We start from the raw sequence: 11,690 nt of genomic DNA on the forward strand, positions 1-11,690 counted from the left end.
TACCGCCCCCCGCCCCAACCCTGCTTCACTGGCTGCGCGCGGCTCACACTGCGCTGCGCTCCGTTGCTCGTTGCCGTGCTCGCCATCGCCGCCCCGTGCAGCCCCCCGGGGGGCTTCCCTGAACAAAACCGTGTGGTCGCAAGGCCATGCGCAACCCGAAGCCACAGTGCCTCAGAGCGTCGCAGGGGCGCCGCTTGCGGGCTCTGTGCCGCCCGCGCCCGCAGAACGTGCGTCCGCCGCCCAGGCAAGCTGGGCGACGTTCGCCCGTTGCCGAAAAAGGCGCTACGCTGACAAAGGCCCGGCGGGAAAAACGGGCCGTCGGGGGCGAAAAGCGCGTCAGGGGGTTTTGGGTTCGGCGGTGAACGGACATTGGAAAAAACGGGTTATAACTGACTGAGGGCATTAGGAAAATTGACGTTCGTCGGTGAAGTTCGCACTGGAATGCGTTGTTGTGCAGAATAACCAGCTACGCTATAGCTATGCCAGTCCGAACGGCGATATCACGCTGGAGCTGGATCAGCAGGGAGAGATTATCACTCAGGAAGAGTACTACCCTTATGGCGGCACGGCCATCCGGGCCGCCCGTAGTCAGACAGAAGCAAACTATAAAACCGTGCGTTACTCCGGCAAGGAGCGGGATGCTACCGGGCTGTATTACTATGGCTTTCGCTACTATCAGTGTTGGGCCGGGCGCTGGATCAGCAGCGATCCCGACGGCCCGGCGGAAGGACTGAATCTCTACTGTATGGTCAGAAACAATCCGGTCACGCTACACGATACTGACGGACGAGCGCCCGCGCCGCTCACCAGAATGGATTCAGCAGTAGAAGAGTTTGAAAGCGCCTCGCGGTCTGAGGATATCAAAGCCATCCGTTTATACGCCGATCGTCTGGATGCCATTACCAGCGCGGTAAATACGATTCATGACGCTGTTGATGCCACTGCTGATGGCACACGCGGATTGCAGATGTTAGCCAAACAAGGGGGCAGTGTGTTTACTTCCACCATCACATCTGCCCTTGGTGGCCTGGGTGGAACAAGTGCAGGCATTGCGCTGGGAGGAACATTAGGTTCTGTCGCGCTTCCCGGCGTAGGCACCATCACAGGGGCAACGATAGGCGGCACGCTTGGTGGTTTGGCCGGCAAAACGGCGGTAAAAAAAATTACCTCACTAATCCTGGATAAAGCAGGGCTGAAAACCAAAAGACTACAAACATCAAAAATAAGCAGAGAACTGAGTAATTACAATAATGGTTTGATAGCTAACACTGTTTCAGACTCAATCGAGCAATATGCTGGCAGAGATAAATTGAAAACTTGGACAACTACTGGGGCTGCAAAGGGCTTTAAGGATTTAACGGGTATATCACTTCCTGTAGCGTAAACGTCCGATCATCTCACCTTGACAAAAAAAACGAGTTTAAGTAAAGCGATTCTCAGGCCAGGGCAGCAGTGTAGTGGTATAAGAATTCCGAACTTATCACTTGCCTGTGGGGGCATTGCTTTCACAAGGTGTGCCCTTTTTCAGGTAAAAAAGAGGATGTTTTACTATGTCGAAGTGGTACGCCAATCGTTTGAACATCACTGGCCAACCTGACCAACTGGATGCCCTGCGACAATCTGTCTTTCATACACAAATCCCCTGATAAAAAATCGGGGGATTTTTTTGAATCTTTTTCTATTTTGCTGATCTTAGTAATAACTATTTCATTGAGGTACGGTAAAATGTTCCAAACTCACGCAGAACAATGGGCTTATGAGACTTTTTCTCGCGCAAATTTTGGCGATAGCCGACGAACCCAGCGTCTTATCAAATTCACCGCCTCTTTAGCCAACCATATCGGGCAATCTATTGTGCAATCACTCAAAACACCTGCGGATATTGAAGCCGCTTATCGATTTACACGTAACCGGGCCATTGACGCAACGGCCATTGCAGAGGCCGGATTTGCAGCAACGGCTGAACAAGCTAAGTCCTATGACTGTTTGCTGGCCTTGGAAGATACAACCTCACTGGAGTTCACTCATCAGACGGTTCGGGATGAAATGGGGTATACCGCATCACGAAAAAGTGCCACCGGCCTGCATGCCCATTCCGTTTTGCTTTTTGCCCCCAGAGAAGAACAGGTCATTGGCCTGATTGAACAAACGCGCTGGACGAGGGAGTTGAGTCATTATGGCAAGAAAGCGCAACGGGCTTCCCGGCCGTATAAAGACAAGGAAAGTTATCAGTGGGAACGCGCCTCTCAGGCAACAGAAACTCGTCTTGGCAGTGATATGAATAAGGTCATTTCAGTTTGTGATCGCGAGCAGACATTATTGACTATCTGACCTATAAAATCACGCATCAGCAGCGTTTTATTGTGCGTTCAATGCAAAGCCGTTGCATTGAACAAAGCTCAGATAAACTTTATCTGTTCAGTGAATCTTTGCAGCCCGCAGATAAAAGAACCGTTCAGGTTAAACAAAGAGGTGGGCGTAAGGCGCGTGAAGCTCTCTGCGACGTCCGTTACGCCCCTGTCACGCTCAAAATGCCGGCCAATAAACGAGGGGAGCCGATACCGCTGTATTATGTGAGTTGTCAGGAAACAAATAACGACAAGGAGCTGAGCTGGCACATTCTGACATCGGAGCCGGTAAAAGGTAAAGAAGATGCCCACCGTATTCTGGACTAGTATGAAAAACGCTGGCTCATTGAAGAGTTTCACAAAGCATGGAAAAGTGGCGGGACACAGGTAGAAGCGCTGCGGATGCAACGTAAAGAAAATCTGGAAAAAATGGTGGTGATCCTGGCGTTTATCGCCGTGCGTGTTCATCAGTTGCGCTATGTGGGTCTCAATAGATCAGAGGCGGAAAAACAGAGTTGTGAAACGCTATTAAGCCCGCTAGCGTGGAAATTATTGTGGGTAAAGCAAGAAAAGAAAAAGGTCTCTAAGACAGCGCCAAGTGTTTACTGGGCCTATATTAATTTGGGAAACCTAGCGGGTTGGTATGACTCAAAACGAAATGGCCGAGTGGGATGGGAAAGGCTGTGGCAAGGATGGTTCATGTTACAAACCATCCTTGAAGGTTATTTACTGTCCAAGTCTCTTGATCTATGAAATATGATCAAGAGACAGGTTGCAAGATGGGGAATTTTTTTGAACTGATGCAATTTCCCATAACTGACCTTCTGCTGATCAATTAAGAAAGCTGAATAACCGATTACAACATCGTGTTAATTAATTCGTTGATTTTGGTTTGGGCTGCTTGACAGTTGCAATAGAACTTGTAAGTATTGCGTTCCTAAGCAAAAAGGACACCTAAAGTTTTAGGTATCCTAGCTTGGCAACCCTTATGTTCAATTCAATATTGAAGTACTGAAAAGCTAAACTAACTACAGTTATACATTCGGGTTCTTGTATTGGTTGCCCATTGAGTTTTCACTTTCATCTCCCAACAAGCGCACTTTGAATTGGTGCCCGGAGGCGGAATCGAACCACCGACACGAGGATTTTCAATCCTCTGCTCTACCGACTGAGCTATCCGGGCAACGGGGCGCATTAAACCGTATTTGGTAGAGCCCGTCAATAGATTTCTTTGGAAATAGTGATTTGTGCTCTGAAATTATTCGATTGACTAGAAATATAGGTAAAATAATAACGGAGAGTAGAAAAATGGCTCTCCGTTATTTTCTTAATATTTTAATGTTTTAATGATGGTAGTTTTTCTGGGCAGTATTGACTTTCATCAGGTAGCGACGTGATTCTGCCGATGGATGTTTGGTTGTCAGGGTTTCATAAACGTCACCCGGTGCCATTTTATTGATAATTTGAGCCGCTTTTTTCTTATCGCTAGAAAATACTCGTAATACACTACCTGCACCACCGTTGTAAGCCGTTATTACTGCGTAACGGCGAGATGTTGCATTAGTGATGTCAACCAGATAACTGTTTTGTAATATTGATAAATATGCTGTACCAGCATCGATGTTATTTTCTGGATCAAATAGATAACTACGACTTGGTTGCCCTGATTTACCTTTTATCTTAAAGACATCACGGCCAGCAGTATGTTGTACAACTTGCATCAACCCAAGTGCATCAGAACGGCTGACCGCATAGGGGTTGAAGCTGGATTCTATTTGCATAATTGCCAAAATTAGGGATTCATCTATGCCATATTTAATGGAAGCTTGACGAATCAGTGGCAGATATTTATGAGCACGTTTGTCCAAATGGTTTGGTACCAGTTGTATAGTGACAGACCAAATGACATGTAAACCGGATTGGCGTTTTTGTAATTTGTTGGTAATCAGATAATCTGCAAAGTGTGTTGCTCGCCATTCCCAACGAATCGGCTGGCCGTTATTGTCCATAACTTGTCCGTAAAGGAAAGGTTCTTTACTGATCTGAATATCGTTAGTATCAGAATAGAGATCAACGGAACCTGGATCATCACCCATTAATAAGGTCGTGATAATGGCCTTACGTAAATAAGTTGTGGGGTCAATTGGAGAAATTGTCTCAATCGTGATTGTTCCAGCTTCAAAATTGATATGGCTGCGGGTCTGGTATTGATCGGTATATTTAACGTAATCTTTTGGGCCTGCGATTAATACTTCATGCAACCCCCAAATGTTCTCAATGTTATGAGCAAACTGGCCCATCAAAATGTCAAAACCATTGGTATCTTTTATATATTCTTCGCGGTATTCACTATTTTTGTTGCTGGTACAGGAAACAAGAATTGGGGCAATAACAAACAGCGCTAACAGTTTTTTCATCTTACATTGCCATCTGGTGTTGAATACAACATCAGAGCCGGTGGCCCTGATGAAAGCTAAATATTATTTTTCTGGTGGGATATATCCATCAATTTGAATATCATGACCTTCGAACAGGAATTTAGTCATTTCCTGTTCAAGCAATTTACGATCTTCCGGGTTCATGGTGCTGAGTTTTTTCTCATTGATCAGCATGGTTTGTTTGCTCATCCATTGTCCCCACGCTTCTTTGGAAATTTCATTGAAAATGCGTTTGCCCAATTCGCCCGGATAAAGCTGAAAATCCAGCCCTTCGGCTTCGTGTTGTAAGAAAGTACAAAAAACAGTTCTACTCATAATAAATCCTCAAAATAGCGAGTATGGGATTCAACTCAGTTGTTGTAATAGATATTCAACTGGCGCTGCCAGCCCAACAGTCGCGGGTTGCTGTAAGTTATACCAAAGTCCTTTATTTTCATCCATACAGGTAGTAAAGGATAAAATATTTATTTTTATCGGCACAATATCTAGATGAAAATGACTAAATGTGTGGCGGAATGCGGTAAGTTGTTCGTGTTTACTGTGAGAAATACCTGATTGTTCTAGCCAGCCATTTAATAAATCCATGCTCTCAAACTGAGGAAACGCAAACAAACCACCCCAGATCCCCGTTGGTGGGCGCTGTTCTAGCCAGACAGAATCATTATTCTGCATCAGCAGGAAATAAGCTGTTTTCTCAGGAATGCTCTGTTTAGGTTTTTTACCTGGATATTTTGTCCAGCTATGGTTAGCGTAAGCAATACATCCTTGATTTAATGGGCAGATTTCACATTTCGGCTTGCTGCGAGTGCAAACCATTGCGCCTAAATCCATCATCGCCTGATTAAAATATTCCACCTGTTGTACCGGCGTTACATTGGTGCTGATTTGCCAAAGGCTGCTTTCAACCTCTTTTTTACCAGGCCAACCTTCCACGGCATAACAGCGGGCCAATACCCGTTTAACGTTGCCATCAAGAATTGGGAAATGTTTACCTTGAGAAAGTGAAAGGATTGCACCTGCTGTTGAACGGCCAACGCCAGGTAGAGCAACAACATCTTCAAAAGTTGTCGGGAATTTACCTTGGTGCCGTTCCACAATCTGTTGTGCTGCTTTATGTAAATTACGAGCGCGAGCGTAGTAACCAAGGCCGGTCCATAAATGAAGGACTTCATCAAGGGGGGCTGCGGCAAGTGAAGTCACATCGGAAAAACGCGAAATAAAACGTTGAAAATAGGGAATGACCGTCGCAACCTGAGTTTGTTGCAACATCACTTCTGAAAGCCAGACGTGATAAGAGGTCTTTTCCAGTTGCCAAGGCAGGGTTTTACGACCGTAACGATGGTACCAATCCAGTACCACTGTGGAGAATTGCTTTGCTTCCATCATTGGGATAATTGTCTTTAGGGAAAATCAGTGTTTCGTGAATAGGATTGCAACATAGTGTAACCTCGCTGTAAACCGGAACTTTGTTTTCACGGCGCTACGCAATTTAGTATTAAAATTGTACTTATCACTATCGGACTTGCTAAAATCGGCCATCTTTGGATAATGCGCTCTCTTTAGGTGGTTTGCTGGTGAAGCAGCCATAGACGGCTGAATAAATGCCTTTAAAACTGACAGAAATACCATGATAAATAACGTAATTTCACCGGAATTTGATGAGAATGGCAGGGCGTTGCGCCGTGTTAAGAGTTTTGTTCGTCGTCAGGGCCGGTTAACTAATCGTCAGCAACAAGCACTTGATGATCTCTGGCCAAAAATAGGTGTTGAGTATCAGGCGGAAAAACTGGAGCTGGGAGCACTTTTTGGGCGAGAAGCCCCTGTGGTGCTGGAAATTGGCTTTGGCATGGGGGCATCACTTGTCACAATGGCAAGTCAGAATCCAGAAAAAGACTTTCTTGGCATTGAAGTTCATGTACCTGGTGTCGGCGCTTGTCTGGCTTCCGCTGAAGATGAAAACATCGGTAACTTGCGGGTGATGTGCCATGATGCGATTGAAGTGCTGGAAAACATGATCCTGGATAATAGTTTGGAAATGGTACAGCTTTTCTTTCCGGATCCATGGCATAAAGTACGTCATAATAAACGCAGGATTGTACAGCCACCATTTGTGGAACTGATAAAAAGCAAGTTGAAAGTGGGTGGCGTATTCCATATGGCGACTGACTGGCAGCCATATGCTGAATATATGTTGGAAGTGATGAATGGCGTAGATAATTACCTTAATTTGTCTGAAAATGGTAATTATGTGCCGCGTCCATTTTCACGCCCGATAACGAAATTTGAATTGCGCGGTCAGAGGTTGGGGCATGGCGTATGGGACATAATGTTTAAGAGGATTAAGTAATGGCTAAAAACCGCAGTCGTCGTTTGCGTAAAAAGATGCATATTGATGAATTTAAAGAGTTGGGTTTTTCTGTTAAGTGGAATTTCCCGTCTAATACACCTATAGATGTTATCGATAGCACTGTGGATGCATTTATTGATGAGCTGATTGAATCCAATGGCTTAGCATTGGATGCCAGCGGTTATCTGCATTGGGACGGCTTAATCTGTTTACAAAAAATTGGTATGTGTACAGAAGAACACCGCCAATTGGTTGAAAAATGGTTGAAGGATCGCGGTATGGAAGATGTTATGACCTCTGAATTGTTTGATATTTGGTGGGATTGAGTAACATATCGCTGTAAAATAGCCTGAGTGAATAACAACAGGGGCACCTTTAATAGGTGCCCCTGTCAGGAGTAAAATCAGTGAGTACAACGTTCTCTAATACGTTATTGTCGGATATTTTGCGACAAGTTCGTCCCCTGATTGGCCAAGGGAAAGTGGCAAATTATATTCCTGCACTGGCGGAAGTTCCTGCTGATAACCTGGCAATAGCTATCTGTACCATCGATGGGCGGATATTTCATGCCGGAGATGCTGAGAAGCGTTTTTCGATTCAATCTATTTCTAAAATATTAAGTCTGACTTTAGCCATGACGCGTTATCAGGAACAAGAGATCTGGCAACGGGTCGGGCAAGAGCCCTCTGGTCAGCCATTCAACTCATTAGTCCAGTTGGAACTAGAAAAAGGCAAGCCCCGTAACCCTTTTATTAACGCGGGGGCATTAATTGTATGTGACATGTTGCAGTCGCGATTGAGTGCACCTAAACAGCGTATGCTGGAAGTGGTGCGTAAACTTGCTGGTTGTCCTGATATTTGTTACGACAGCAAAGTTGCCCGTTCTGAAATGGAACATTCTCACCGCAATGCAGCGATTGCTTATCTGATGAAATCCTTCGGTAATTTCGATAACGATGTGCTCGCAGTACTGCAAACATATTTGCATTATTGTGCTTTGAAAATGAACTGTATTGAGCTTGCCAAATGTTTCATTTATTTGGCTAATCAGGGGAGTACGATAGGTTCTGAGCAGCAAATCCTTAGTCCACGTCAGGCCCGGCAGATTAATGCACTGATGATGACCTGTGGTATGTATGATGGTTCCGGTGAATTTGCATTCAGAATTGGTATGCCAGGAAAATCGGGCGTTGGCGGTGGGATCGTGTGTGTCGTGCCGGGAGAGCTTACTGTTGCTGTTTGGTCACCGGAATTAGATCGATCGGGGAACTCTTTAGCCGGTTGTGCTGCCCTAGAACTGTTAGCCGATCGTGTTGGTCGATCCATTTTTTAACTCTCAGGTGATTTTCTTAGGAGAAAACATGTTCCGCAAAATTATTATTGCTGCATCTTTGCTATTTGTTACTCAGGCTCAGGCAGGTTATGAATGCCAGGTAAATCCACGGAATGACATTATTATTACTTCTCAATCAGTTCAGGTTGTGGGGGCAAGTGGCAATCTCCAGATTTCACCTGATGGCTCAGTAATTCGTGATGGTAAGAACTTAAGTTTAAATACAGAACAGCGTCAGAAAGCACAACGTTATCAGCGGGCTTTGCGGCAGGATTTGCCCTGGATTAAACAGGAAACCGGAAAACATCTGATAATGGCCCGTAAATCCTTGGATAAAGTGGTAGTAGATACTATCGGTAAGGATAGCAATGTGCGTAACCGGTTGTCTGATCTTGAATCAGGGCTTAATAAACAGATAAGCCGAATTATTGAAACCCACTCAGAGGGTATAGCATTTCATCATCAGGCGATTAAGCAGGTTGAAAAAGAGAGCCGTAGCTTAATTGAACAGAGCCTTGGTGGAGTGTTACAAGACAGCATTAATGAGATTGGTAATAAACAATTCAGTTTGAATGGTGATAATAATCAGGCATTGCAATCTTTGTTTGGTAGCTTAGGTGGGTTGCAGAATAATTTGAAAGCTGAATGGAAAACTCAGGAAGAAGATTTCCAGCGTTTTGGCAAAGAGGTTTGTGGTAAGGTCAGCGGCCTTGAGCAACAAAGAATCGAATTACTGAATTCTATTAAATAGTTGCTAATAATCACAAATAAGAATCAATTTGAAATTGATTCTTATTTGGATTGACATATTTTTTTCGCTACCTAGAATGCAAATGCTTACTAAATATTCTTTCTTGGAGTGCGATATATGAAAAAGATAATTCCTGTCGTTCTGGTATCGTTATTTGCTGTTGCAAGCCATTCCGCATTTAGTCAGAAATCTGCTGTATTCACACCAAATGCAGTTACAACTCAGGTTGATGATAAGGTCACGGTTAAGCACCTTTCCGGTGAAACTGAGGTCAAAAAGAATCCTCAGAAAGTTGTTTCATTTGATTTCGGTACTTATGATTCATTAGTTAAATTAGGTCTGTCAGATCGGGTTGTGGCATTACCTACTGGTAATACGCCTGAATATCTCCGTAATAGCCTGCCTAAAGGGTTAGAAAATGCAGGGGGGATGAAAGAGCCAAATTTGGAAAAACTGGCGAAAATTAAACCTGATTTAATCGTTATTACCGGCCGTCAAGGTTCTTTCTATGAAAATCTGTCAACAATAGCACCGACAATTAATTTGGGAACTGATAGCAAAAATTATCTGGTTTCAGTTGAAAGTAACATAACGTTATTAGGTGAATTATTTAGTAAACAGAGTGAAGTGAAAGATCAGATTGTTGAGTTGGAGAAAACCATTGCTAAAGCTCAGGATAAAGCTAAATCTGCTGAGGCAAAAGTTTTAGTATTGTTACATAACGCAGATAAACTAATGCTGAATAACCAGAGCGTAGTGTATGACGTGGTTAAAGCACGGAAAGCGGAATTACCTATTCCTGCTGGTAAGGGTAAAACCAAACGCGTTGTAGTGACTTCTGACATGATCGCTAAGGCTAATCCAGATGTGATTTTAATTATTGACCGCAGCGAAGCAATTGGTGCCGGTAAGCTAGATAAAGCGAAGTTTGAAGATGATAAAGTGAAATCTACTTCAGCGTATAAGAATGGTAAAATTACTTATCTGAAGTCTGATCTGTGGTATTTGTCTGGCGGTGGTTTGGAGAGTCTGTCAGCACAAGTTAATGCGGTGGCTGATGCCCTTTAATCAGGTCATGTGCCATTTTGAATTTGAACAGTGATTGAAGTTCCACAATGGATTGTTTTAGGTTTGGTCTGACAGTTATCGGTTATTTTATGCTGGTGGCTGTCAGGTTTTTGGTTTAAGTGAAGTGACTATCGTACAGCAATGATTTGTCGTTTGGTTATTGTGTTCACATCTTGGGACTGGTGGGTGTATTATTCTATGAATAGTGAGCTTATTATTCGTATTTCTAGCATTAATAATTAAAAAGATAGATAAATTTTTCCATTCGAAATAATGTCTTATTTATTCATAAAATAGAACGTTAATTTGTTATAATATATAGTGTGAAAACTAATATCGTTATTAAGAAATGATAAATATATTTCTGTCATATATAATTGACCGAAAAATTATTTGTAGATGTTAATGGTAATTGTTATGTTGAATTTACAAGGTGAAAACATTGTTTTTTTATATTTGAGCATCTGATTTATTCGGGTGTATAATATGAATAATGATATTTATATTAAAAGGAATTTATAATAAATAATAAGTTCCTTGATAATTGGATGAGATTGCCGATAAATATTTTATAAACAAACATTAACTGCGTTTACAGAGTCAAGCACCAATGTGGCTATAGCAGGACCAGCCAGTGCATTGACTCCTTTAAGGAATTAATTATTCCAGAAATACTTATATCATTCTTAACTTCAGAAATTAATGACCAAGTATTCTTTGATTTATCAATAATAGAAGTCGAATTTTTAAGGTCTTTAACTATAGTAAGTAACTCACGTAGAGCATCATGACCTAATTTTTTCAATAATACTTGCGTGGCCGAATGTCTTTCAGATTCATGTATGCCCATGAATTTGAATGCAAGACTAAAAGCACCAGCGACAACTGCACCAATTGCAAGAACACATTGAGATACACCTGCATACTCTGTTGGTTTTAATATTCCATCAGTGTAAGTTGGAGCTGAATTATTAAAATGCAATCTCTTGTAAGCATCATTTACAACCATGTCAAAGCTGATATTTTCCTTTTGATGATCGGAAAGTTGATCATAACAATCTTTATAATACGGAGTCAGTGCTGTAGCGAGGTCTTCTTTGGATAAAGTATATAACATTTCTTTATTTTCAATATTCATTCTTCACTTCAATCAAAGTGAAATTAAAGATAATTTTTTAAATGCTTGTGCTTATAAATAAAAATATAACCAAGCGCAAATTAAATATAGTCGTATTTGAGATAATTTAAATGATATTATTGTGTCGTAATTTACATATATTAAAAAATTAATCTTGTGTAGAATATAGTTTTATTAAATTATAATTAATGTATTTATTTATGATCGATATTAACCATTATCTATATGGATAAATATATTTGTAGAGAGATTAATTAATCTTTATAT

Annotated in this window: 9 protein-coding genes, 1 tRNA gene and 3 pseudogenes; 8 read left to right on the top strand and 5 right to left on the bottom strand. The window is 42.3% G+C overall.

The genetic code is table 11. From position 1 onward, the window contains the following. Positions 1–451 precede the first annotated feature (451 nt). The 3 pseudogenes from D3222_RS26310 to D3222_RS22705 all read left to right on the top strand — a co-directional run. Positions 452–796: pseudogene (locus D3222_RS26310) on the top strand (RHS repeat-associated core domain-containing protein); the annotation flags it as partial. Between the two features lie 754 nt (positions 797–1,550). Then, positions 1,551–1,643: pseudogene (locus D3222_RS26900) on the top strand (DUF1281 domain-containing protein); the annotation flags it as partial. Positions 1,644–1,725: 82 nt separating this feature from the next. Next, positions 1,726–3,101 (top strand): annotated as a pseudogene (locus D3222_RS22705) (IS4 family transposase). 354 nt (positions 3,102–3,455) lie between these two features. Here the strand turns inward: D3222_RS22705 and D3222_RS22710 are convergent. From D3222_RS22710 to mutY, 4 genes are all read right to left on the bottom strand, one after another. Continuing rightward, positions 3,456–3,531, bottom strand: a tRNA-Phe gene (locus D3222_RS22710). Between the two features lie 160 nt (positions 3,532–3,691). Continuing rightward, positions 3,692–4,765 (bottom strand): membrane-bound lytic murein transglycosylase MltC, encoded by a 1,074-nt coding sequence (gene mltC / locus D3222_RS22715; RefSeq protein WP_118988138.1) that lies wholly within the window; start codon positions 4,763–4,765, stop codon positions 3,692–3,694. Positions 4,766–4,828: 63 nt separating this feature from the next. Continuing rightward, positions 4,829–5,101 carry an oxidative damage protection protein gene (locus D3222_RS22720; RefSeq protein WP_118988139.1) on the bottom strand — a complete coding sequence of 91 codons (273 nt, stop codon included), beginning with the start codon at positions 5,099–5,101 and terminating at the stop codon, positions 4,829–4,831. Between the two features lie 30 nt (positions 5,102–5,131). Beyond that, complete coding sequence (gene mutY / locus D3222_RS22725) at positions 5,132–6,172, bottom strand: A/G-specific adenine glycosylase (protein WP_118988140.1); 1,041 nt, start codon at positions 6,170–6,172, stop codon at positions 5,132–5,134. 241 nt (positions 6,173–6,413) lie between these two features. On the opposite strand from mutY, the gene trmB reads away from it, so the two are divergent. From trmB to D3222_RS22755, 5 genes are all read left to right on the top strand, one after another. After that, the gene (gene trmB, locus D3222_RS22735; RefSeq protein ID WP_118988142.1) at positions 6,414–7,133 is read left to right on the top strand and encodes a tRNA (guanosine(46)-N7)-methyltransferase TrmB; all 720 of its coding nucleotides are present in this window, start codon (positions 6,414–6,416) and stop codon (positions 7,131–7,133) included. Continuing rightward, on the top strand, positions 7,133–7,459 hold the full coding sequence (locus D3222_RS22740; protein ID WP_118988143.1) for a YggL family protein: 327 nt from the start codon (positions 7,133–7,135) through the stop codon (positions 7,457–7,459). The genes trmB and D3222_RS22740 overlap by 1 nt, the downstream gene beginning before the upstream one ends. A gap of 80 nt (positions 7,460–7,539) precedes the next feature. Further along, entirely contained in the window at positions 7,540–8,466 is a 927-nt protein-coding gene (glsB, locus tag D3222_RS22745) for a glutaminase B (RefSeq protein WP_118988144.1), read from the top strand. 28 nt (positions 8,467–8,494) lie between these two features. Then, on the top strand, positions 8,495–9,217 hold the full coding sequence (locus D3222_RS22750) for a DUF2884 domain-containing protein (protein ID WP_118988145.1): 723 nt from the start codon (positions 8,495–8,497) through the stop codon (positions 9,215–9,217). A 117-nt stretch (positions 9,218–9,334) separates the two neighbouring features. After that, on the top strand, positions 9,335–10,285 hold the full coding sequence (locus D3222_RS22755; protein WP_118988146.1) for a siderophore ABC transporter substrate-binding protein: 951 nt from the start codon (positions 9,335–9,337) through the stop codon (positions 10,283–10,285). Between the two features lie 616 nt (positions 10,286–10,901). Here D3222_RS22755 and D3222_RS22760 read toward each other — a convergent pair. Continuing rightward, positions 10,902–11,423, bottom strand: a complete 522-nt coding sequence (locus tag D3222_RS22760) for a hypothetical protein (protein WP_232832635.1) — start codon at positions 11,421–11,423, stop codon at positions 10,902–10,904. Between the last annotated feature and the right edge of the window lie 267 nt (positions 11,424–11,690).

The organism is Photorhabdus sp. CRCIA-P01, from assembly GCF_003545805.1.
Taxonomy (GTDB): Bacteria; Pseudomonadota; Gammaproteobacteria; order Enterobacterales; family Enterobacteriaceae; genus Photorhabdus; species Photorhabdus antumapuensis.

Excerpts from the sequence above, each read along its gene's own strand:
- D3222_RS22740 (WP_118988143.1), top strand. The coding sequence starts at position 7,133 with ATGGCTAAAAACCGCAGTCGTCGTTTGCGTAAAAAGATGCATATTGAT.
- D3222_RS22760 (WP_232832635.1), bottom strand. The coding sequence starts at position 11,423 with ATGAATATTGAAAATAAAGAAATGTTATATACTTTATCCAAAGAAGAC.
- trmB (WP_118988142.1), top strand. The coding sequence starts at position 6,414 with ATGATAAATAACGTAATTTCACCGGAATTTGATGAGAATGGCAGGGCG.
- D3222_RS22750 (WP_118988145.1), top strand. The coding sequence starts at position 8,495 with ATGTTCCGCAAAATTATTATTGCTGCATCTTTGCTATTTGTTACTCAG.
- D3222_RS22755 (WP_118988146.1), top strand. The coding sequence starts at position 9,335 with ATGAAAAAGATAATTCCTGTCGTTCTGGTATCGTTATTTGCTGTTGCA.
- mutY (WP_118988140.1), bottom strand. The coding sequence starts at position 6,172 with ATGATGGAAGCAAAGCAATTCTCCACAGTGGTACTGGATTGGTACCAT.
- mltC (WP_118988138.1), bottom strand. The coding sequence starts at position 4,765 with ATGAAAAAACTGTTAGCGCTGTTTGTTATTGCCCCAATTCTTGTTTCC.
- D3222_RS22720 (WP_118988139.1), bottom strand. The coding sequence starts at position 5,101 with ATGAGTAGAACTGTTTTTTGTACTTTCTTACAACACGAAGCCGAAGGG.